A 20995-nucleotide genomic window follows, 5' to 3' on the forward strand; every position below is an offset into this window, starting at 1 on the left:
CCATCGGCAGGATGCGCCGCTTTATTCCCCGCAAGACGGATCTCGTAACCCTCTCGACCGCCAGATTCCGCCAGTTCATCGCCGCCTACAACAACACCCCGCGCAAATGCCTTGACTACCGCACGCCCGCCGAGTCCTTTGCTCAAGTGTTGCACTTCGAATGTGAATCCACCTCCCGGCTTTCGCCGGGACGACGGGTGGTTAGAGTTGCGCGCCTCAACCCGTCATTCACCATCTGGAAACGACCCCTGCGTACAGTCCGCGCCGGGCTTTGGGGGATTTCCGCTTGATCATTTCGACCGCCGTCGCGCAGCGTCGCGCGTTGACGATTCTCGTCCTGACATTGCTGCTCGGCGCCACGCGTTTCTCCGTGGAAACCTTCGTGCCCAAGGCGCGCGCGGCCGGCGCGTTCGCGGTCGGCAAGTGCGGAGCGTATGGCCAGGCCTACGACTATCCGGCGGAAGGCGCGGCGCGCGCCGCCGCGCTGAAGCAATGCAAGGGCGATTGCACCACCGTGACCATGAAGCGGGCCTGCGCCGCGCTCTCGATCGACATGAAGAATCCCTGCGGCGCCCATGGCTATGCCGTGGCGCCGAAGATCTCGAACTCGCTCAATGCCGCAACCAAGAAGTGCTACGACTATGGCGGCAAGGAATGCGTGATCCGCGCCTGGGCCTGCGACGCCAAGGGGTAGGGCAGTCGCCGCAATCCGCCTGGTGGGCAAAGCGCGCTGCCGCGCTTAGACGGCGCCATAGAAGTGTCGGTATTGCCAGGCGGCGTCGCGCTCCAATTGGTCTTCGGACCACGATTGGTCTTTGAACCGCATGACCGACATCGGCGATAGATCGACGGGCGGCTTGCCGTCCACGATCCAGGCCGCGAGCGCCTCGCCGACGGTCGGCGAGATCGACAGACCGGCGACGTTGCATCCGCTCGCAAAATAGAAACCGGTCACGCCGGCGGCCGGGCCGAGAATATGATGGCCGTCGGCGGTCATGGTCGGAATGCCGCCGCGAAACTCCCGCACCTTGGCGGTTTGCAGGAACGGGAGCTGGTCCTTGACCTCATCGGCGGCTGCATGAAGCACGCCGATATCGAGCGGCATGTCCTTGACGTCGAAGCCGGCCCCAAGCGATTGCATATCGAAGAAGCGCGGCGTTTCCTCGTAGACACCCCACAGGAAGCCGCCCTGACACGGGCGGGCATACACCGCGGCATCCATGATGCGGATCATCGGCAGGTCGGCCCGGGCGCCATCCAAAGGTTCGGTGACGATCAATTGCTGCCGGGTCGGCACCAGCGGCACGCGAATGCCGCTCGCCTCCGCGACCTGCCGCGTCCACGCGCCGGCGGCATCGACGACAACCGGACTTTCAATGACGCCGTTCGCGGTGGTCACGCCGATCACGGTGCCGCCGACGATGTTGACGCCGCGCACGTCGGTCTTTGGCAGCAAGGTCGCACCGTTGGCCGCTGCGGCTTTGGCGAAGCCGACGGCAACCTGCGCCGGGTCGAAATACCGGTCGTCGCCGATCCGCATCGCAGCAACGACGCCCGTCGGCTGCAAGAACGGATTGAGACCGCTCGCCTGTTCCGGAGAGATCAGCTCGACGTCGAGGCCGGTGCGGCGTCCGCGCGCGAAGTCGTCCTCGATCACTTCGGCGTCCTGCGGCCGGCGCGCAATCTTGAGGCTGCCCGAATGCACCCAGTCGAGCGGCTGGCCGGTTTCTTCCGTGAACGCCTCGATCTTGCGGCATGCGTCCTTGATGAGGCCAATCATCAAGTCGCTCTTGCGCGCGCAACTCACCATGCCTGCCGCGCGGGGCGAGGTTTGCGATCCGATCTCATGCTTGTCGACAAGGGCGACGCTGAGACCTCCACGCTTGCTCAGGTAATAGGCTGTGGCCGCGCCCAATCCGCCCGAACCAATAACAACAACATCGGCCTTGCTGATCATGATGCAATGCCCTGAAATATGCTGATGGTCATCGAACGCCCGAAGCCTACTACGCGGCGCAGGAGCTGACTATCGCTTTCCGTCCTGGCACGGATCGGGCCTTTGCGACGTCGCACGGCTAGTGTGCTGAATGCGAAGTTCGTGCGATTTCGCGGCAGCCACTTTCACGAACTTCGCATTCATAAAGCACACTAGAATCATAAGTTTGCTAGTGTCCTTATCGAATCCGAAGTTCGCTCCGAAGGTGCGGCAAATGATGCGAACTTCGGATTCGGGACACTAGCGGTCGATGTGTGGGTTGAGCTCCTTCGCCGCAGCGATATCAGCTTCGCCAGCCGCGATGTCGCCCTTCAGGCGGGCAGGGTCCGCCCGTGGGTTGCTCAAGAAACTAACGTCAGCGCCTGGCGGGCAGATGAGGGATGCGCGGTCAGAACTGGCGTTTGTCGTCAACCTGCGGATAGATTTATCGCCATGCAGTTCGACACCAAGATCGCGGTCGTGATCCGCACCGACCTGGAAGTCTGGCAGAAGCTCAACGTGGCGTCGTTTCTTGCCGGCGGCATCGCCGCTTCCTTTCCCGAATGCATCGGCGAGAATTACGAGGACGGCTCGGGGACCAGATATCTCTCTTTGATCGGCCAGCCGATCCTGATCTACGGCGCCGACGGGCCCGCGCTGTCGCGGGCTCTGGAGCGCGCGCTGACGCGCAACGTGCAGCCGGCGCTCTACACCGAGGACATGTTCAAGACCACGCATGACGCCGCCAACCGCGAGGTGGTGAAGGCGGTCGTGCGCAGCGAGCTCAACCTGGTCGGCCTCGCCATTCGCGCCGACCGCAAGGTGGTCGACAAGATCCTCGACGGGCTGAAGTTTCACACGTAGCCGAGTGCGCGCGTAGTGCGGTCCGGCGCTTATCGGCTCGCCTCCTTGTCCGGCATGATCTGCAGCAACGGTGTCGGCGCAATCGATATCTGGCCGGTGAATGGTCGATCATGCGCGGCAATCAGCAGAACCGACGTGGCCACGCCGGTCGCGAACAGTCCCATCGCGATGGCGGATCCCAACCGGTTGTCGCAGTGAACAAGGGCAATGACCAATAGCTCGCAGATGGCCTGAAGGTAGAGGCACCACCATTTGATCGAGTCGACTTCGGTCTGGCTGACGATGATCCGTTGTCGTCGCGCATCGAGTGCCGAATTCAGATTGGTGATGATCTCGTGCTGCGTCGTCTGCTGGCCCGGGTTTTGCGCGGGCGTTGATACGACAAGCCGCAGCGCCGCGGTCAGCGCCGGAGGAGCTGCCTTGAGCGATGCAGCCTGGCGCGCCATCATCGGCCATTCCACGGCGACCGTTTCCTCGACGTAGTCGCGAACGAGGCCGCGCAGGCGCGCCTCCTTGCCGGATTGCTCCGGTTACACCTGTGGTGCCACCCCTGCGCCTTCTTGTTGCACAGGGCCCGCGGGTACGATCGGCAATCGACTTTCCCTGCGCCTAGTGTTCCCCGGAGGGGCGGAAATAAGCAGCAAATTCGGGCATTTGCACCGCGAGATCGCGAACCTATGCGCCCCCTGAGGAGCCGGGAAGGCCAACAGGAACGCTTCCGGCCGGCAGGCGTTTTCTCTGAACATGTTGACAATGACTGACTGGTCAGTCATAATATGGTCATGACAAAGCGCATCCAAGAAGCGAGCCGCTCCCGGCCTGCCAGGCGCCGGACCACCACGATCCGGGCTGCCGCGGCGAGGAACCCGAAGGTGGCCTCGGCAAAGCTGCCCGAGGCGAAGCCTGCCGCGAACCGCGCCGAGAAATCCGCGGAGCGGCGCGCTGCGATCGTCGAGGCGGCGATGGACGAGTTCATCGCGCGCGGCTTTGCCGCGACGCGGCTCGACGATGTCGCCAAGCGGGCGGGCGTCGCCAAGGGCACGCTCTATCTGTACTTCAAGGACAAGGAGTCGATGTTCGAGGAGCTGATCCGCACCGCCGTCGTGCCCTTGGTCAATCGTATGGCCGCGCCGCCGACCATCACCGGCCCGGTGCGCGATGCGGTGGAGAGATTCGCCGAGACCTTCATCCGCGAGGTCGTGTCGACCCGGCGCGGCGACATCATCCGCCTGATCGTCTCCGAAGGGCCGCGCTTCCCGGCGATCGCCGACTTCTATTTCCGCGAGGTGGTGTCGAAGGGGATGGCCGCGATGCAGGCGCTGATCCAGCTCGCGATCACGCGCGGCGAGATCAGGCAGCGCCAGCTCGCGCAGTTTCCCCAACTCGTCGTGGCGCCCGCGATCGTCGCGGTGATCTGGCAGAGCCTGTTTGCCCGGCACGCGCCGCTCGATGCCCTCGCGATGTTCAAGGTTCATCTCGATCTGATCTTCGGCGAACGGAGCAAGCCATGACCGTCTCGCGCATCATGAAGCTCGTGACCGCAGTCCTGCTGGCGGCGGCGCTGGCCGGTTGCCAGGAGAAGCGTGATCCCGGCTTCCAGGGCTGGGTCGAGGCCGACATGATCTTCGTCAGCCCCGATGAATCCGGCCGCGTCATCAAGCTCAATGTGCGCGAGGGCGACGAGGTCAAGCCCGGCGATCTGCTTTATTCGGTCGACGACGATTTGCAGCGCGCCGATCTCAACCAGAACAACGCGACCCTCGCCAACGCGCGGCAGAGCTATGATCGCGCGGCCTCGCTGCGCGGCACCGGCGCCGGCACCCAGGCCAACCTGGATTCCGCGGTCTCGGCGCTGCGCGTCGCGGAGGCGCGGGTCAACACCTCGCAGACCCGGCTCGACCGTCGCAAGGGCTTTGCGCCGATCGCGGGCTCGATCCAGCAGATCTATTTCCGCGAGGGCGAGATGGTGCAGGCGCAGCGCCCGGTGCTGTCGATCATGCCGCCCGGCAACATGAAGCTGCGCTTCTTCGTGCCGGAGGCCGAGCTGCCGAAGCTCGCGCTCGGCGACGAGGTGAGGGTGACTTGCGACAATTGCGCCGCCGACCTCACGGCAAAGATCTACTTCATCGCCACCACGGCGGAGTACACGCCGCCGGTCATCTACAGTCTCGATGAGCGCAACAAGCTGGTCTATCTGATCCAGGCGCGGCCGAGCCGGCCCGATGTGCTGCGCGTCGGTCAGCCGATCAGCATCTACCTCAATCCCAAGACGCCGGTGGCGGAGCGCAGATGAACGGCGGCTTCACCAGCGCGCGGTCCAACGCACCCTCCATCGCCATCGACGTGAAGGGCCTGACCAAGTCGTTTGGCGGACGCGAGGTCGTCCATGACCTGTCGATGCAGGTCAAGCGCGGCTCGATCTACGGCTTCCTCGGTCCCAACGGCAGCGGCAAGACCACGACCATCCGCATCCTGTGCGGCCTGCTGACGCCCGACAGCGGCGAGGGCACCTGCCTCGGCTACGACATCCGGCGCGATGCCGACAAGATCAAGCGCAAGGTCGGCTACATGACGCAGCGCTTCAGCCTCTACCAGGATCTGTCGGTGCGCGAGAATCTGGAATTCGTGGCGCGGCTCTACGGCATGCCGGACGCGCGCGGCGCCGCGGCCGACATGATCGCGCGGATCGGGCTGAAGGGCCGCGAGGAGCAGCTCGCCGCCAACCTTTCCGGCGGCTGGAAGCAGCGGCTGGCGCTCGGCGCCTGCACGCTGCCCAATCCGCAATTGCTGCTGCTGGACGAGCCGACCGCCGGCGTCGATCCCAAGGCGCGGCGCGATTTCTGGAACGAGATCCACGCGCTCGCCGCCGAAGGCCTCACCGTGCTGGTCTCGACCCATTACATGGACGAGGCCGAGCGCTGTCACGAGATCGCCTACATCGCCTACGGCCATCTGTTGGCCCACGGCACGGTGGACGAGGTGATCGCCGCTTCCGCGCTGTCGACCTGGACGGTGACGGGCGAGGACTTCAACGGCCTGATGGCCGAACTCACGGACAAGCCCGGCGTCGACATGGTGGCGCCGTTCGGCACCAGCCTGCACGTCTCCGGCCGCGACAAGGCGGCGCTCGAGGCCGCGATCGCGCCCTATCGCGACAATTCGAAATGGCATTGGCAGGCCAGCGAGCCGTCGCTCGAGGACGTCTTCATCGACCTGATGGGGCGCTCCAAGGACAACTTTCAGGGATAATTTCCAGGGATAATTGCGATGAGCGCAACGGAAACGATCCAGAACAGCGAGGCGAGGGAGCCGGCATTCGGCTTCTGGCGGCGCAGCTACGCGATGCTGGTCAAGGAGTTCATCCAGCTTCGCCGCGACCGCGTCTCGTTCGCCATGATCATCATGCTGCCGGTGATGCAGCTGACGTTGTTCGGCTACGCCATCAACACCACGCCGCGCAATCTGCCGACCGCGGTGCTGACCCAAGAGGACAGCGATCTCGGCCGTTCGATCCTGAAGGCGATGGAAAACACCGCCTATTTCCATTTTGTCCGCGAGGTCCACACCGTCGAGGAATTCGACGAGCTGCTGCAATCCGGCAAGGTGCTGTTCGGCGTCGAGATCCCGCGCGGCTTCGAGCGCGCGGTGCGGCGCGGTGACAGACCGGCGCTGCTGGTCGCGGCCGATGCCACCGACCCGGTGGCGTCGGGCTCGGCGCTCGGCGCACTCGGGCCGCTGGTGCAATCGGCGCTGGCGCATGATCTGCACGTCGGCGATCCCCCGGACATGCCGTTCGAAATCCGCGCCCACGCCCGCTATAACCCGGCGGCGGATTCGCGCCTCAATATCGTGCCCGGCCTGGTCGGCACCATCCTGACCATGACCATGCTGATCTTCACCGCGCTCTCGGTGACGCGCGAGATCGAGCGCGGCACCATGGAGAGCCTGCTCTCGATGCCGATCAAGCCGGTCGAGGTGATGTTCGGCAAGATCATCCCCTATGTGCTGGTCGGCTTCATCCAGGCCACGCTGATCATCGCCATCGGCATTTTGCTGTTCGGCGTGCCGGTCCTCGGCAGCCTCACGCTATTGGCGCTGCTCACCACGCTGTTCATCACCACCAATCTGTCGATCGGCTACACGTTTTCGACCATCGTCCAGAACCAGCTGCAGGCGATGCAGCTCTCGATGATGTTCTTCCTGCCGAGCATCCTGCTGTCCGGCTTCATGTTTCCGTTCGCGGGCATGCCGGTCTGGGCGCAATATATCGGCGAGGGGCTGCCGCTGACCCATTTCGTCCGCATCGTCCGGGCCATCATGCTGAAGGGCGCGGCGATGCAGAACCTGCAATACGACACCGCCGCATTGGTCGCCCTGATGCTGTTCGCCATGACGATCGCGGTGACGCGCTTCCGCCGCACGCTCGATTGAGGCTATGATGGATGCCATCAATGATCGTCATTCCGGGGCGATGCGAAGCATCGAACCCGGAATCTCGAGATTCCGGGTTCGCTTTGCGCCCCGGAATGACGGGGTGGGAGGCATGGCGGAATCTTCAGACAAAGACAGCGCAGCGGCAGACACAACCGTATCCGCCGATTTCCATCACGCCCTGATGCGCGAGGTGATGACCACCGAGCTGCTCCGCATCAAGGTGCTGATCGCTACCGCCGCTGCCCTCGCGGCGATCAGCCTGCTGGTGTATTTCTTCGCGCCCGACGCGGTCAGCCGCGTCTGGCACGGCAACCTCAGCCCCGTCTACGTCTTCTACGTCACCATTCCGCTGATCCTGTTCGAGATCTGGGTGCACGGGGCGATCAGCTGGCACATGCGCAAGGGGCGCGACCTGCCGGTGGTCCGGCGCTACATCGGCGTGCTGGTCGAGACGTCGCTGCCGACCGTCGTGCTGGCGCTGCACATGAACAGCATGGGGCCGCAGGAGGCGCTCGGCTTCGTGGCGCCGCTGATCTATTTCGTCTTCATCATCCTGTCGACGCTGCGGCTCGACTTCTGGCTCTCGACCTTCACCGGCTTCGTCGCGGCGGTCGAGCTGTTCTACATGGCGGTGTTCTTCCATCCCTCGGGCGGCGGCGCGGCCGAGACCAGCATCTACTATCACGCCGCGCGGAGCGCGATCATCCTGATCTGCGGCGTGCTGGCCGGCGCGGTCGGCATGCAGCTGCGCCGGCAGTTCGCGGCCAGCATCGCGGCCGCTACCGCGCGCGATCGCATCACCAATCTGTTCGGCCAGCACGTCTCGCCGCAGGTGGTCGAACGTCTGATGACGGAGGGTGCCGGCACCGGCAGCGACATCCGCCGTGTTGCGGTGATGTTCGTGGATTTCCGCAGTTTCACCTCGGGTGCGCGCACCCGCTCGCCGCAGGAGGTGGTGGACAGGCTCGACGGCGCCTTTGCCGTGCTGGTCGATATCCTCGATCGCCATGGCGGCATCGTGAACAAGTTTCTGGGCGACGGCTTTCTCGCGCTGTTCGGTGCGCCGTTCGAGACCGGCGACGCCGCGCATCAGGCGGTCGCCGCCGCGCGTGAAATGCTCGCGGCGAACGAGCGCACCAACGCGGCGACGAGCTGGCCGCTGCGCATCGGCATCGGCATCCACATCGGCGAGGTCGTCGCCGGCAATATCGGCTCGCCCCGGCGCAAGGAATACACCGTGATCGGCGACACCGTGAATTTCGCGGCGCGGCTCGAGGCGCTGAACAAGGAGCTCGGCTCGCAGTTTTTGATTTCCTCCGCGGTGCGTGAGGCGCTCGGCGACGACTGCAAGGACGCGGTGTCGCGCGGCGAGATTCCGGTGCGGGGCTACGAGCACCCGGTGCACGTCTGGCAGCTGGGGTAGGCGGCAACGCTCACATGATCCGAGGCAATCACGCACGTCTCCTCAAGCCGCGCGAGCTGCCTGCATGTGACTTGCCCGCGATTGTACCGAGTGCTCTGAAGGGCATCGCGCGGGCCGTGCTATGGTGACGTCATCGGAATGACCGGAGCACGAGGACAAGCAAGATGCAGCGGCGCTATATCACCGTCGACGTTTTCACCGACCGCGCCTTCGGCGGCAACCCGCTCGCCGTTGTGCTCGACGCCGAAGGGCTCTCGACCGAAGCGATGCAGGCGATCGCGACCGAGTTCAACTATTCCGAGACGACTTTCGTGCTGCCGCCGCAGGACAAGGCCAACGACGCCCAGGTTCGCATCTTCACGGTGCGCTCGGAAATTCCGTTCGCCGGCCATCCCAATGTCGGCACCGCCTTCGTGCTGGCGAGCCGGGCCGCGAAGGCGCCGGCGCGCTTGAGGTTCGAGGAGAAGGCGGGCCTCGTGCCGGTCGAGATCCTGTCCGATGGCGGCAATGTGATCGGGGCCGAGCTGACCGCGCCGCAGGCGTTGCAACGGACCAACGAGGTCAGCGCGGCCGCCGCCGCCGCGTGCCTGTCGCTGACGGCGGCTGACGTGAAGACCGATCGGCACGCGCCGCAGGTGGTCTCGGTCGGGCTGCCGTTCCTGGTGGTCGAGATCGCCTCGCGCGAGGCGCTGAGGCGCGCCCGGCCCGATGCGGCGGCGTTCGCCAGGACGCTGGCCGAGATCGGCCGCGACGTCGTCTATTTCTACACACGCGACGTGCCGGCGAGCGAGCAGCCGCTCGACCTGCAGGCGCGCATGTTCCATCCGGGCGCCAGCGGCCTGTCCGAGGATCCCGCCACCGGCAGCGCGACCGCGGCCTGCGCGGCGCTGCTCGCCGATATCGATCCCGCGCGCGATGGCGAATTGCGGCTGCGGATTGGGCAGGGCGTCGACATGGGCCGGCCGAGCCTGTTGCTGACGCGGGTGCGCAAGCAGGCCGGCGCGATCAATTCGGTGCATGTCGGCGGCGGCTGCGTGACGATGATGGAGGGAACGCTGAACGTGCCGGGCGAGGCAGGCTAGACCTGCGGCGCCGCCAGGTTCTCGATCCTGACGCCGTCGCGCTCCTCGATGATCTCGGCGATCCAGCGACGGTGGCAGTGTTCGTGGTCGCGCTCGTAGCAGAGGATGCAGACCGGGCCGGACTGCTTGACCAGCGCCGACAGCTCGTCGAGCTCTTCCTTGGCCTGCGCCGTCTTCAGGTGCGCCGAATAGATCTTGTGCAGCAGCGCATATTGCCCGCTGCGCGCCGCCTCCCGTCCGCTCTTCGGGGTGCCGAGGCCGCGCAAATGGACGTAGCCGATGCCGCGCTCGTCGAGGCCCGCGGCGAGCTGGGTCTTGGAGAAGCCGGGCCGGCGCGAGGAGGCGATCGCGCGGACGTCGACCAGCAGCTTGACGCCGGCGTGCTCGAGCTCGTCGAGCACCGCCTTGGACGGCGTTTGCTCGTAGCCGATGGTGAACAGCTTCCTGGCCTTCGCCATCGGTCTCGCTCACTTCACCCGTTCGATCAGCTCCATCGCGCCGGCGGGCGCGCGGATCTTGCCCTCGTGGATCACATAGGCGAACACGTCGCGCGGCGCCTTCTTGGGCGCGGCCTTCTCGACCTTCGGCAGGTCGTCGGGCTCGCTGCCGCCGGCCCAGTCCTGAAACCGCCTGGCCCAGGCGTCGAGCTGCTTCGGCGGATAGCAGGTCTTCAATTCGTCATTGCCCTTCTGCAGCCGGGCATAGACGAAGTCGCTCGCGACGTCGGCGATCGCCGGATATTTGCCGTGCTCGGCGAACACCACCGGCACCTCGTGCTCGCGAATGAGGGCGACGAATTCGGGCACGCAAAAACTGTCGTGGCGGACCTCGACCACGTGGCGCAGCGCGCGGCCGTCGAGCTTGCGCGGCAGCAACTCGAGGAACTTGCCGAAATCGGCGCCGTCGAACTTCTTGGTCGGCGCGAACTGCCAGAGCACCGGCCCGAGCCGGTCCTTCAGCTCCAGCACGCCCGAATCATAGAACCGCTTCACCGAATCGCCGGCCTCGGCGAGCACGCGGCGGTTGGTGGCGAAGCGCGGTCCCTTCAGCGAGAAGATGAAGCCGTCGGGCACTTCGCTGGCCCATTTGCGAAAGCTCTCCGGCTTCTGCGAGCCGTAATAGGTGCCGTTGATCTCGATCGAGGTCAGCTTGGAGGCGGCGTAGGACAGCTCCTTCGCTTGCGCGAGCTTCTCCGGATAAAACACCCCGCGCCACGGCTCGAAGGTCCAGCCGCCGATACCGATATAGATGTTGCCTGCGTCGGTCTTGGTTGCCTTGGTGTCTGTCTTGGTCGCCTTGGTGGGAGCTTTGGCCACGACTGCACTCATCGTGAGGGAGGGAACAGGAAGCAAGACTAGTCAAAATAATCGTGATTGGCCAGTTTGCCAGATCGGCGCGGCGGTGCTTATCGTCGCTGTCGCTCTTCGCTACGATGCGCCAAAATGGAGAACAATAATGCGCATGCTGGTTGCGGCCGCCCTCTTGATCATGTCCTCCGCCGCCATATCCTCCGCTGCAATGGCCGACGAGGTCGACGATGCGCACAAGCTCGCGATCACCGGCCGCGACGCCCACTGGAATTGTCTCGCCCGCGAATATCCCCGCGACAGCAACAAGGCGATGTCCGACCAGGAGTTCACCTCGCTGATCGCCAATGTCTGTCCGTCGGAGCGGCAGAACTTCCGTGTGTCGCTGATCGACTTCCTGTCGCTGCAATTTCCGAAGCAGGACGCCGACGCGAATCTGACGACCGCCAACCGCGCGATCGAGCTCGCGCAGAAGGACATCGTGACCGCCTTCACCCGGCGCAAGGCCGCGGCCAAATAGGTTCCCAAATCCTGTTGCGGCCGGCCGATTTTTGATATCAATCCGCGCAGGCGAGGGGATCATCGGCATGAGATCACAATCGACGGCAGGTTTCTTGGGCGCACTGGTCGCGGCCGTCGCGCTGGCGGCGGCGTTCATCTACGGGCCGTCGCCGAGCCAGCTCCGCAACCCGACCCGGTCCGCCGCGCAGCCGCAGGCGGCTCCCGCCGCGGAAGCCGCGCCTGCAGCCCCGGCGCCACGCGGCCCGGTGATCCGGGAAGTCCCGAACAACTAGCGCCTCCTGCGCCCCTTGCGGACCGCCTGGGGCCTTCCTATCTTGCTTGCAACGGCGACGTTGCAGCTTCAGGGCTCCGGCGCCGGACGACCACGACATTGATTGGCTGCGCCGGATGTACGCGCGCCCCTTGTTCGTGGTCGTTGGCATTTTCAGGGGTGTTTTGCCCCGTTTTCCCGCTTTCCGAGCGTGCGTTTGGGTCGGCCTGCCTTGGCAGCGGGAGAGGCTGCGGCTATACGCTGGCGCTCATGAACGAAGCCATCAAGCCGAGCCCCGAAACCTCATCGCAGGCAGCAAGCTTGCCGCTGCTTTCGGTGGTCGTCCCGACCTTCAACGAACGCGACAATGTCACGGTGCTGTACCGCCGGCTCGACGCGATCCTGAAGGACGTGTCCTGGGAAGTCATCTTCGTCGACGACAATTCGCCCGACGGAACCTGGGACGTGGTGCGCGCGCTGGCGCGGAAGGATTCCCGCGTGCGCTGCATCCGCCGGATCGGCCGGCGCGGCCTCTCCGGCGCCTGCATCGAGGGCATTCTGGCCTCGAGCGCGCCCTATGCCGCGGTGATGGACGCCGACCTGCAGCATGACGAGACCCAGCTGCCGAAGATGGTGGCGCTGCTGCAGAGCGGCGAGGTCGAGCTCGTGGTCGGCAGCCGCTATATCGAGGGCTACAAGGCCGACGGCTTCAACAAGCAGCGCGCCGGTGCCAGCGCGTTCGCCACCGAGATCGCGCGCCGCGCGCTGAAGGTCGAGATCGCCGACCCCATGAGCGGCTTCTTCATGATCCGCCGCGACCGTTTCGAGCAGCTCGCGCCGCAGCTGTCGACGCAGGGCTTCAAGATTCTGCTCGACGTCGTGGCGACTGCGGAGGGCAAGCTGCGCGCGGTCGAGATTCCCTACACCTTCGGTGCCCGCCAGCATGGCGAGAGCAAGCTCGACTCGATGGTCGCGCTCGACTTCCTCGGCCTGGTGCTGGCGAAGCTGACCAATGATCTGATCTCGCTGCGCTTCATTCTGTTCGCGGCGGTCGGCGGGCTCGGCCTGGTGGTGCACCTCACCGTGCTGTTCATCGCGCTCGAACTGTTCAAGGCGCCATTCCCGGAGGCCCAGGCCACTGGTGCGATCGTCGCCATGACCAGCAATTTCATCCTCAACAATTTCCTGACCTACCGCGACCAGCGGCTGAAGGGCTTTGGCATCCTGCGCGGCCTGCTGCTGTTCTATCTGGTCTGCAGCGTCGGCCTGCTCGCCAATGTCGGCGTCGCGTTCTCGGTCTACGACCAGGAGCCGATCTGGTGGCTGGCGGGCGCGGCCGGCGCACTGATGGGCGTGGTGTGGAACTACGCGATGTCCGGGCTGTTCGTCTGGCGCAAGCGATGACGGCGGCATGAACGCGAACGAGGCGCGGCTGGCCCGAAACACCGCGCTTGCGGTGTGCGCGCTGGTCGTGTTGCGGCTGGCCGCCGCGGCATGGACGCCGCTGACTTTCGACGAAGCCTATTACTGGATGTGGTCGAAGTCGCTCGCCGGCGGCTATTACGACCATCCGCCGATGGTGGCGGTGGTGATCCGGCTCGGCACCATGATCGCGGGCGATACGCCGTTCGGCGTGCGGCTGGTGTCGATCCTGCTCGTACTGCCGATGAGCTGGGCGATCTACCGGGCGGCCGGCATCCTGTTCGGCGGCCGGCGCATCGCCGCGAGCGCAACGATCCTGCTCAATGTCACGCTGATGGCCGCCGTCGGCACGTTGATCGTAACGCCGGATGCGCCGCTGCTGGTCGCTGCCAGCCTCCTGCTGTATGCGCTCGCAAAGGTGCTGGAGAGCGGTCGCGGCGAATGGTGGCTTGCGGTCGGCGCCAGCGCCGGCGCGGCGCTGCTGTCGAAATACTCAGCGCTGTTCTTTGGTCCGGCGATCCTGATCTGGCTTGCGATGGTGCCGAAGCTGCGGCGCTGGTTTCTCTCGCCCTGGCTCTATCTCGGCGGCCTGGTCGCGGTCGGCCTGTTCAGCCCGGTCATCCGCTGGAATGCCGATCATCACTGGGTGTCGTTCATCAAGCAGATGGGCCGGGCGCGGATCGAGGATTTCCGCCCGACCTACATCGCCGAGCTGATCCCGACCCAGTTTGCGTTCGCAACGCCATTGGTCTTCATTCTCGGCGTGATGGGCCTCTACGCGCTCTATCGGCGCCGCGCCGGCGCGCTGGAGGCGCGCGTGCTGGTCAATACGATGTTCTGGACCATCGTGGTCTACTTCACCTGGCACGCATTGCATGCACGGGTCGAGGCCAACTGGTTCGCGCCGGTCTATCCCGCCTTTGCCGTGGCGGCCGCGGTCGCGGCAGTCCAGGTGCAGTGGGCGCCGCGCGAGCAGCGCACGATCGATTTCTGCCGCCGCTGGGCCGCGCCCGTCGGCGTCGTGCTGTTCGCGCTGCTGATCGTGCAGGCCAACACCGGTTTGCTCTCGGGCTACCGCCGCGACGCCACCGTGCGCAGCGTCGGTGTCGGCTGGCAGGAGCTTGCGGGCGAGATCGAGGCGGCGCGCGCGCGGACCGGCGCGAGCTGCGTGCTGGCGGCGGATTACGGCACCACCGGCTGGCTCGCCTTCTATCTCCCCAAGGGCACCTGCGTCGCCCAGCAGGGCCAGCGCATTCGCTGGGTCAACATGCAAGAGCCGAGCCCGGCGCAACTGGCTGGCAAGCTGCTCTATGTGCATGAGGTCGAGCAGGCGATGCCGGCCTCGCTGCGCGACAATTTCGCCCATATCGAAACGGTGGCCGAAGCCAAGCGCATGCGGGGGCCGCTGACCATCGAGACCTACGCGCTCGACCTGCTGGAAGGCGCAAAGGGCGAGATCCTCGACCGTTCCCCGCCGCCGGAACTGCAATAAATCCTCGCCGTTGAGTGTCGGATCGTCCGGGTCCGGGTCGTCTTCCAGACAGCCCGTCAACCACGCGAGGTTCCAACCATGACCAGTTCCGTCCTCAAGCCTGCTGCCGAACTCGCCACGACCAATGTCAGGCGCTTTCCCAATGAGAGCGCCGAGTATCGAAGCGCCCGACAGGAATTGCTCGTCGAAGAGATCGAGCTGCGCCGGCATATCGAGCGCGTCGCCGCGCTACGCCGCGCATTGCCGCCGGGCGGCGAGGTGACCAAGCCCTATGAGTTCACCGGCGAGTCCGGCGCGGCATTGCTCGCCGATCTGTTCGGCAACAAGCCGACCCTCATCATCTACAGCTACATGTACGGCCCGCAGCGCGAGAAGCCGTGTCCGATGTGCACGTCGTTCATGAGCACGTGGGAGGAGAAGCTGCCCGATATCGAGCAGCGCGTGTCGTTCGTGTTCGTGGCGCGCTCGCCGATCGCACGCCTGATCGAGGCGAAGAAGGCGCGCGGCTGGACGCGTCACAGGATCTACTCGGATGCATCGGGCGATTACACGCGCGACTATGTCAACAAGGATGACAGCGACCTGCCGGGCTACAATGTCTTCACACGCCACAACGGCACGATCCGTCATTTCTGGGCCGGCGAAATGGGGGCGGGCACGATGGACCCCGGCCAGGACCCGCGCGGCGCGCCGGACATGGATCCGCTGTGGACCTTGCTCGACACGACGCCTGAAGGACGCGGCAAGGACTGGTATCCGAAGCTCAGCTACTGAGAGATGGTTTTTGCTCGATCCCCGCGCGATTACGGGTCGATCGGCAAGGAAATTCTCCCTAGGTTTCACCCCGGCATGCCGCGCTGGAGCGGCGTGCCGGAATGTCCCATGATGGGACAGAAAAGCCGCTTTGGCGGTCCAATGTCATCTTAAAAAAGCCCTACGCCACAGGCACTTCCCGCGTTGCAGGGGATCGCATCCGGTTAAGTCGCATTTAACTAAAAGTCGCCTTAATGGCCGTCTGTGCCCCCGCGCGACGTTGAGCCGAACTCCGTTCGACCCCGCGTCGAGTGAGGGACAAAGGTGGACCTGTTTTGAGCGCCGGGCGTATGGGTACGAGTGCGAGTGCGTATGTTCTTGGGGCGCCAAGCCGCAAGAAATCCTCCCGAAAAATTCTCCCACAGCATTTCCTCGGCAGCGCCGCGGTGGCGGGGCTGGTGCTTGGCTGCGCCTGGACCGTCTACGCCAACATTTTTGCGGCGAGCGTCTATCCCTCCGTGGGCAATGCGTCGTTCGATGCGCCGGTGGTGAAGCGGCCCGTCGCGGTCGCTGCGCGGCCGACGCCTGCCTTCAACGAGGTGTTCGCGTCCCTGACGCCGGCTCCGGCGGCGCCCGCGAAGACCGAGGTCGCGAAGTCGGAAGCCCCGGCATCGTCGCTTATGTTTAACGATCGGTTTGCGGCCGCCTCGCCCGAGGGCGTCGCATCCAGCGTCGTGGCTGACGCCGCATCGCAGATCGACCCGATCAAGCAGGCCGCTGCGCCCAAGGTCGCCGAAGCGGCGAGGGCGGTCGCCTCCGCGGAGCTTGCCGAGACATCGAAGGCGTTGCCGGCGCCGGAGTCGGTCGAGACCGCCAAGAAGCAGGCCGCCGCCAATCTGAAGGTGGCGCTCAACGATCCCGCTGCGGACGTTCAGCCCAAGGGTGCCGATAAGGCGTCCGAGGCGAAGCCTGCCGAGGCCAAGCAGGCTGCGAAATCCGGCGGCGTTCGCGACATGGCCGCGCGCGCCAAGGCCGCGGTGATGTCGATCGCATCGAACGACCGGCAGACCATGGTCGAAAAACTGTGGGGCAAGCGGGAGTCGAGCGGCGGACTGCTCTCCTTCGCTTCAGCCGATGCGAACGTGACCGGCAGCATCCCCTCGACGTTGGACCAGAACCCGATGCTCGGCGGCTCGCCGCCCTATGACCGTCAGACCGCGGTCTACGACATCTCGGCCAAGACCGTGTACCTGCCCGACGGCACGCGCCTCGAGGCGCATTCGGGCCTCGGCTCCAGGCTCGACGACCCCAGATCCTCGCATCTGAAGATGGTCGGCGTGACGCCGCCGCACATTTACGAGCTCAAGCCGCGCGAGGCGCTGTTCCACGGCGTGCCGGCACTGCGGCTCAATCCGATCGGCGGCGAGGGCAAGATCTTCAACCGCGACGGCTTGCTCGCGCACACCTTCATGCTCGGTCCGAACGGCGACTCCAACGGCTGCGTCTCGTTCAAGGATTATTACGCGTTCCTCGACGCCTACCGTAACAAGGGCATCCGCCGTCTCGCGGTGCTCGCGCGGATTCAGTAGTCAGAGCGGGCAGCGGCCCACCGCTGCGGCCTGATCGACGTCTGGAACTGGATGCCATAGTCGCTATACTGCACTGATCCAGAGCGAGTCCAAGCTCGGCAACGGATCTGGTGCAACGCGAACATGTCTCCCACACCCTCCATCGAAACCCCGCCGCCGATCACGACCGAAGCGTTCGTCGATGCCGCAGCCGCCGTTGTCCGTCTCGAAGAGATCTACGAGCGCAACACCGGCTTCCTGCGCAATCGTTTCGAGGCCTATGTCAACGGCGCTGTTATCACGACGCGGGTGCGCGCGTATTACCCGTTCGTCCGCATCACGACCTCGTCGCACGCGCGGCTCGACTCGCGGCTTGCCTACGGCTTCGTCGCAGGACCCGGTGTCCACGAGACCAGCATCACGCGGCCGGATATCTTCCGGACCTATCTCACCGAGCAGATCGGGCTCCTGATCAAGAACCATGGCGTGGCGGTCGAGATCGGCGAGTCGAACGAATCTATCCCGATCCATTTCGCCTATCGCCGCGACATCAATATCGAGGCGGCGCTGACCATCGCCGACAGTTCGGCGTTCACAAGGTCGCTGCGCGACATCTTCGATACGCCCGATCTCGCCGCGATGGACGATGCGATCGCCGACGGCACCTTTGAGCTGACGCCGGACACACCGGAGCCGCTGGCGCTGTTCCGCGCCGCGCGGGTCGATTACTCCTTGCGCCGGCTCTACCACTACACCGGCACCGACCCGGAGCACTTCCAGAATTTCGTGATCTTCACGAACTACCAGTTCTATGTCGATGCCTTCGTGCAGCTCTCCCAGCAGCGGCTTGCGTCGGGCGAGGCCGGTCTCGAGGCCTTCGTCGCGCCCGGCAATGTGATCACGCACAATGCGCGGCTCGGCGGCAGCACCACCGGGACCCCGTCCGAACGCGTCCCGCAGATGCCGGCCTTTCATCTGGTCCGGCCCGGCTATCGCGGCATTACCCTGATCAATATCGGAATCGGTCCGTCCAATGCGCGCAACATCACCGATCACGTCGCGGTGCTGCGGCCGCATGCCTGGCTGATGATCGGGCACTGCGCTGGCTTACGCAACACGCAGCGGCTCGGCGATTATGTGCTCGCCCACGGCTATGTGCGCGAGGACCATGTGCTTGATCACGAGCTGCCGCTCTGGGTGCCGATCCCGGCGCTTGCGGAAATGCAGGTCGCGCTCGAGGAAGCCGTCGGCGAGGTGACCGGGCTCACCGGTTTCGAACTCAAGCGGCTGATGCGCACCGGCACGGTCGCCAGCGTCGACAACCGCAACTGGGAGATCAGCGGGCCGCAGGTGATCCGGCGCATGTCGCAGTCGCGCGCGGTCGCGCTCGACATGGAATCGGCGGCGATCGCCGCCAACGGCTATCGCTTCCGCGTACCCTACGGCACGCTGCTGTGCGTCTCGGACAAGCCGCTGCACGGCGAGATCAAGCTCGCAGGCATGGCCAGCGAATTCTACCGCCAGCGCGTCGGCCAGCACCTTGAGATCGGTCTCAAGGCGCTGGAGCGGCTCAAGCAGCAGGAATCCGAACGCCTGCATTCGCGCAAGCTGCGCAGCTTCGCCGAGGTCGCGTTTCAGTAGCGCAACGCCGGGCGGGGCGGCCCTCAGGCAAGCGCGTTGCCGCGGGCGATGATCGCGAAGCGGTCGGACAGTTCGGCGAGCGCGACGTCGTGAATGAGCCTTGCGGCAATCGTGCCGCCGACGCCGTCGGGCAGATCGCGGGTGGCGCAGCTGTCGGCGTCGATCGTGGTGCGGAAGCCGAGATCGAGCGCGGCGCGGGCCGTCGAGCTCACGCACATATGCGTCATGAAGCCGGCCAGCACCAGCTCCTTGCGGCCGGTCGCGGCAAGCTGCGCGTTGAGGTCGGTGCCGGCGAACGCGTTCGGCAATTGCTTCTCGATCACGATCTCACCCGGCCGCGGCGCCAGCGGCGCGACGATCGCGCCACGCTCCGCGCTGCGGTCGAACAGGCTGCCCGGCTGGCCCTTGTGCGCGATGTGGATGATCGCGGCGCCGCTTTCCCGGGCGCGCGCGAGCAAATTGGCGGCGCGCGCAATCGCCGGGTTGGCGTCGGGCAGCGCCAAGGGACCTGCAAGATATTCGTTCTGGATATCGATCAGCACCAGGCAGCTGTCGCCGAGGCGGGGCGGGGTGAGGTCGATACCGGCAAGCTGCATCAATGTCTTGGCTGACGTCATGGTCTCTCTCCAGCGGATGTATCGCCGAAAACATAGCCCGGGATCGGCCTGCCGTTATGCAGGGATATTGCAGCCGGTGGCTGCGTTATTGCAGGCGGCCGCCGCGGGATGTAGCCTGCCACCATGAACTGGGACGATCTTCGCATCATCGCGGCCGTCAGGGACGAGGGCACTTACGCGGGCGCCAGCGCGCGGCTGCGCATCGACGAGACCACGGTCGGGCGCAGGTTGGCGCGGATCGAGCGCGCGCTCGGCCTGCGCCTGTTCGAGGCCGTCGATGGCGTCCGCAAGCCGACCCGGCAGTGCGACATGGTACTCGCGCATATTGAGGCGATGGCCGCGCATGCCGAGGAGATCGGCCGGATCGGCGAAAGCCTGCCTGGTCCGGTCGGGCGGCTGCGCATCGCCTCCACCAGCGCGATCGCGGAGGAGGTGCTGGCGCCGCGGGCAAGTGAATTCCTGCGCGCCCATCCGGGCCTGACACTGCAGTTTCTGACGTCGAGCGACAATGTAAAATTCTCGCGCTGGGAGGCCGATCTCGCGATCCGCTTGCGCAAGCCCGACAAGGGCGACTTTGCGATCTCGAAGCTTGCCGAGGTCCGCTCGTATTTCTTCGAGCCGGCCGCGACGACAGCGGGAGACGCGATGCTGTGCGCCTACCCCGACGAACTCGGAGGGATTCCGGAGATGCAGTTCCTGCGCGCGAAGCGGCTTCGCGCACGCTGCGTCACCGACAATGTCCGGATCATCCACACGCTGATCCAGTCGCATCACGCGGTCGGCGTATTGCCGGAGCACAGCTGTGCCGACCTGCTGACCGACCGCCGTCTGCGCGCCACGCTGCTGCCGAAGCGACGCGACGTCTGGCTCCTAGTGCAGAACCATCTCAAGCGCGACGCGGCAACGCGCGTCACCATCGACTGGCTGCGCGCCTGCTTCCAGGATGCCGCGCAGAGGGGTTGACGCGCCCTCGCAATGGCGGGACGTGCCGCGACGCCTGAGTCAGAGCAGCGCCCCGTCATGAAAAAATCACACGCAGCCCTCTTGCAACCTGAACGCGCTTCGTCTATTAGCCCGCTCCTTCGCTTCGGCCATGGGTTCGGGCTCGTTGAGATCCCGACCGGCGCGAGCCGCTTTGCGGTGTCGTGTTCCGCCGAAATGAAGATCGCGAGATGAAGCTCATGGTCGAGCGTCGGGGATGAAATCCCGAAGATATCGGTTCGAATCCGGTCTCTCACAAAGGATAGCTCAGTTGGTTAGAGCAGGTGAATGATACTCATCGGGTCGCGGGTTCGATTCCCGCTCCAAGCGCTCCGTTTCAGCCTGTAAAGCTGATACCTCTGAAGGGGACCGGACGCGCGCTTCAGTCGCAGTCCGGCCGTCCTGCCGCAAGGCATTTCGTCCGAACATCGACACTGTGAGACCGGCTTTGCGCCGCGGTGGATACCGCTTGCGCTGATGCCGGGTGGCTCCGCTCGGCCGCGCGACATTCGTCGCGCGAACGCGCGCGTGCGCCCGTCATCGCGCAAGCCTTAAGCCACGGCCCGCTTGGCTGACAGGAAGCCGCGTTCGCGTCCTCACGTCCTTTGCCAAATGCAACCCGCTCTCAGGCCCATGGGCCTGATGGCAAACGATGGAGGCGTGT

At 65.4% G+C, this 20995-nt stretch carries 21 protein-coding genes, 2 tRNA genes and 1 pseudogene; 19 read left to right on the top strand and 5 right to left on the bottom strand.

Annotation, left to right across the window (positions count from 1 at the left end; genetic code table 11):
* Positions 1-290 (top strand): annotated as a pseudogene (locus I6F38_RS35770) (hypothetical protein); the annotation flags it as partial.
* Between the two features lie 47 nt (positions 291-337).
* Positions 338-694, top strand: a complete 357-nt coding sequence (locus I6F38_RS35775; protein WP_225163779.1) for a DUF4189 domain-containing protein — start codon at positions 338-340, stop codon at positions 692-694.
* 45 nt (positions 695-739) lie between these two features.
* On the opposite strand, the gene I6F38_RS35780 is transcribed toward I6F38_RS35775, so the two are convergent.
* A complete protein-coding gene (locus tag I6F38_RS35780; protein WP_225163749.1) occupies positions 740-1957 on the bottom strand; it encodes an FAD-binding oxidoreductase in 1218 nt (405 codons plus the stop codon).
* Between the two features lie 471 nt (positions 1958-2428).
* On the opposite strand from I6F38_RS35780, the gene I6F38_RS35785 reads away from it, so the two are divergent.
* Positions 2429-2839, top strand: a complete 411-nt coding sequence (locus I6F38_RS35785) for a DUF2000 family protein (protein ID WP_225163750.1) — start codon at positions 2429-2431, stop codon at positions 2837-2839.
* Between the two features lie 29 nt (positions 2840-2868).
* Here I6F38_RS35785 and I6F38_RS35790 read toward each other — a convergent pair whose 3' ends face one another.
* Positions 2869-3288: a DUF4239 domain-containing protein gene (locus I6F38_RS35790; RefSeq protein ID WP_249794415.1), complete on the bottom strand. Its 420-nt coding sequence runs from the start codon at positions 3286-3288 to the stop codon at positions 2869-2871.
* Between the two features lie 327 nt (positions 3289-3615).
* Here I6F38_RS35790 and I6F38_RS35795 point away from each other — a divergent pair, with 327 nt between their 5' ends.
* The 6 genes from I6F38_RS35795 (at position 3616) to I6F38_RS35820 (ending at position 9778) form a co-directional block, all read left to right on the top strand.
* Complete coding sequence (locus I6F38_RS35795; protein ID WP_225163751.1) at positions 3616-4350, top strand: TetR/AcrR family transcriptional regulator; 735 nt, start codon at positions 3616-3618, stop codon at positions 4348-4350.
* Complete coding sequence (locus I6F38_RS35800) at positions 4347-5132, top strand: efflux RND transporter periplasmic adaptor subunit (RefSeq protein WP_225163752.1); 786 nt, start codon at positions 4347-4349, stop codon at positions 5130-5132. The genes I6F38_RS35795 and I6F38_RS35800 overlap by 4 nt, the downstream gene beginning before the upstream one ends.
* Positions 5129-6088 carry an ABC transporter ATP-binding protein gene (locus I6F38_RS35805; RefSeq protein WP_225163753.1) on the top strand — a complete coding sequence of 320 codons (960 nt, stop codon included), beginning with the start codon at positions 5129-5131 and terminating at the stop codon, positions 6086-6088. Before I6F38_RS35800 ends, I6F38_RS35805 begins: the two co-directional genes overlap by 4 nt.
* A gap of 18 nt (positions 6089-6106) precedes the next feature.
* On the top strand, positions 6107-7270 hold the full coding sequence (locus I6F38_RS35810; RefSeq protein ID WP_141339985.1) for an ABC transporter permease: 1164 nt from the start codon (positions 6107-6109) through the stop codon (positions 7268-7270).
* A gap of 112 nt (positions 7271-7382) precedes the next feature.
* Positions 7383-8696, top strand: coding sequence for an adenylate/guanylate cyclase domain-containing protein (locus tag I6F38_RS35815; RefSeq protein WP_225163754.1), 1314 nt, complete (start codon positions 7383-7385; stop codon positions 8694-8696).
* Positions 8697-8860: 164 nt separating this feature from the next.
* Positions 8861-9778, top strand: coding sequence for a PhzF family phenazine biosynthesis protein (locus I6F38_RS35820; RefSeq protein WP_225163755.1), 918 nt, complete (start codon positions 8861-8863; stop codon positions 9776-9778).
* Here I6F38_RS35820 and I6F38_RS35825 read toward each other — a convergent pair.
* Positions 9775-10236, bottom strand: coding sequence for a DUF488 domain-containing protein (locus tag I6F38_RS35825; RefSeq protein ID WP_225163756.1), 462 nt, complete (start codon positions 10234-10236; stop codon positions 9775-9777). The two genes, I6F38_RS35820 and I6F38_RS35825, sit on opposite strands and share 4 nt — an antisense overlap.
* A gap of 9 nt (positions 10237-10245) precedes the next feature.
* A complete protein-coding gene (locus I6F38_RS35830) occupies positions 10246-11094 on the bottom strand; it encodes a DUF72 domain-containing protein (protein WP_225163757.1) in 849 nt (282 codons plus the stop codon).
* 139 nt (positions 11095-11233) lie between these two features.
* On the opposite strand from I6F38_RS35830, the gene I6F38_RS35835 reads away from it, so the two are divergent.
* From I6F38_RS35835 to I6F38_RS35865, 7 genes are all read left to right on the top strand, one after another.
* Positions 11234-11605, top strand: coding sequence for a hypothetical protein (locus I6F38_RS35835; protein WP_225163758.1), 372 nt, complete (start codon positions 11234-11236; stop codon positions 11603-11605).
* A gap of 67 nt (positions 11606-11672) precedes the next feature.
* Positions 11673-11879, top strand: coding sequence for a hypothetical protein (locus I6F38_RS35840; RefSeq protein ID WP_057018442.1), 207 nt, complete (start codon positions 11673-11675; stop codon positions 11877-11879).
* Between the two features lie 248 nt (positions 11880-12127).
* A complete protein-coding gene (locus I6F38_RS35845) occupies positions 12128-13261 on the top strand; it encodes a glycosyltransferase family 2 protein (RefSeq protein WP_225163759.1) in 1134 nt (377 codons plus the stop codon).
* A gap of 7 nt (positions 13262-13268) precedes the next feature.
* Entirely contained in the window at positions 13269-14771 is a 1503-nt protein-coding gene (locus I6F38_RS35850; protein WP_225163760.1) for a glycosyltransferase family 39 protein, read from the top strand.
* A gap of 78 nt (positions 14772-14849) precedes the next feature.
* A complete protein-coding gene (locus I6F38_RS35855; protein WP_225163761.1) occupies positions 14850-15545 on the top strand; it encodes a DUF899 family protein in 696 nt (231 codons plus the stop codon).
* A gap of 392 nt (positions 15546-15937) precedes the next feature.
* On the top strand, positions 15938-17113 hold the full coding sequence (locus I6F38_RS35860) for a DUF2778 domain-containing protein (protein WP_225163781.1): 1176 nt from the start codon (positions 15938-15940) through the stop codon (positions 17111-17113).
* Between the two features lie 123 nt (positions 17114-17236).
* A complete protein-coding gene (locus I6F38_RS35865) occupies positions 17237-18733 on the top strand; it encodes an AMP nucleosidase (RefSeq protein ID WP_225163762.1) in 1497 nt (498 codons plus the stop codon).
* A gap of 23 nt (positions 18734-18756) precedes the next feature.
* Here I6F38_RS35865 and I6F38_RS35870 read toward each other — a convergent pair whose 3' ends face one another.
* A complete protein-coding gene (locus I6F38_RS35870; RefSeq protein WP_168858043.1) occupies positions 18757-19350 on the bottom strand; it encodes a cysteine hydrolase family protein in 594 nt (197 codons plus the stop codon).
* Between the two features lie 123 nt (positions 19351-19473).
* On the opposite strand from I6F38_RS35870, the gene I6F38_RS35875 reads away from it, so the two are divergent.
* From I6F38_RS35875 to I6F38_RS35885, 3 genes are all read left to right on the top strand, one after another.
* A complete protein-coding gene (locus I6F38_RS35875; protein WP_225163763.1) occupies positions 19474-20313 on the top strand; it encodes a LysR family transcriptional regulator in 840 nt (279 codons plus the stop codon).
* Between the two features lie 204 nt (positions 20314-20517).
* Positions 20518-20589 (top strand) — tRNA-Phe (locus I6F38_RS35880).
* Between the two features lie 2 nt (positions 20590-20591).
* Positions 20592-20658, top strand: a tRNA-Ile gene (locus I6F38_RS35885).
* The last annotated feature ends 337 nt before the right edge of the window (positions 20659-20995 follow it).

It is taken from the genome of Bradyrhizobium sp. BRP56, from assembly GCF_020194035.1.
GTDB classification, from domain to species: domain Bacteria; phylum Pseudomonadota; class Alphaproteobacteria; order Rhizobiales; family Xanthobacteraceae; genus Bradyrhizobium; species Bradyrhizobium australafricanum.

Bases quoted from the DNA above. Each gene is read 5' to 3' on its own strand.
- I6F38_RS35810 (WP_141339985.1), top strand. From the start codon at position 6,107: ATGAGCGCAACGGAAACGATCCAGAACAGCGAGGCGAGGGAGCCGGCA.
- I6F38_RS35845 (WP_225163759.1), top strand. From the start codon at position 12,128: ATGAACGAAGCCATCAAGCCGAGCCCCGAAACCTCATCGCAGGCAGCA.
- I6F38_RS35820 (WP_225163755.1), top strand. From the start codon at position 8,861: ATGCAGCGGCGCTATATCACCGTCGACGTTTTCACCGACCGCGCCTTC.
- I6F38_RS35835 (WP_225163758.1), top strand. From the start codon at position 11,234: ATGCGCATGCTGGTTGCGGCCGCCCTCTTGATCATGTCCTCCGCCGCC.
- I6F38_RS35815 (WP_225163754.1), top strand. From the start codon at position 7,383: ATGGCGGAATCTTCAGACAAAGACAGCGCAGCGGCAGACACAACCGTA.
- I6F38_RS35825 (WP_225163756.1), bottom strand. From the start codon at position 10,236: ATGGCGAAGGCCAGGAAGCTGTTCACCATCGGCTACGAGCAAACGCCG.
- I6F38_RS35800 (WP_225163752.1), top strand. From the start codon at position 4,347: ATGACCGTCTCGCGCATCATGAAGCTCGTGACCGCAGTCCTGCTGGCG.
- I6F38_RS35870 (WP_168858043.1), bottom strand. From the start codon at position 19,350: ATGACGTCAGCCAAGACATTGATGCAGCTTGCCGGTATCGACCTCACC.
- I6F38_RS35875 (WP_225163763.1), top strand. From the start codon at position 19,474: ATGAACTGGGACGATCTTCGCATCATCGCGGCCGTCAGGGACGAGGGC.
- I6F38_RS35795 (WP_225163751.1), top strand. From the start codon at position 3,616: ATGGTCATGACAAAGCGCATCCAAGAAGCGAGCCGCTCCCGGCCTGCC.
- I6F38_RS35865 (WP_225163762.1), top strand. From the start codon at position 17,237: ATGTCTCCCACACCCTCCATCGAAACCCCGCCGCCGATCACGACCGAA.
- I6F38_RS35790 (WP_249794415.1), bottom strand. From the start codon at position 3,288: ATGATGGCGCGCCAGGCTGCATCGCTCAAGGCAGCTCCTCCGGCGCTG.
- I6F38_RS35840 (WP_057018442.1), top strand. From the start codon at position 11,673: ATGAGATCACAATCGACGGCAGGTTTCTTGGGCGCACTGGTCGCGGCC.
- I6F38_RS35785 (WP_225163750.1), top strand. From the start codon at position 2,429: ATGCAGTTCGACACCAAGATCGCGGTCGTGATCCGCACCGACCTGGAA.
- I6F38_RS35855 (WP_225163761.1), top strand. From the start codon at position 14,850: ATGACCAGTTCCGTCCTCAAGCCTGCTGCCGAACTCGCCACGACCAAT.
- I6F38_RS35805 (WP_225163753.1), top strand. From the start codon at position 5,129: ATGAACGGCGGCTTCACCAGCGCGCGGTCCAACGCACCCTCCATCGCC.
- I6F38_RS35850 (WP_225163760.1), top strand. From the start codon at position 13,269: ATGAACGCGAACGAGGCGCGGCTGGCCCGAAACACCGCGCTTGCGGTG.
- I6F38_RS35780 (WP_225163749.1), bottom strand. From the start codon at position 1,957: ATGATCAGCAAGGCCGATGTTGTTGTTATTGGTTCGGGCGGATTGGGC.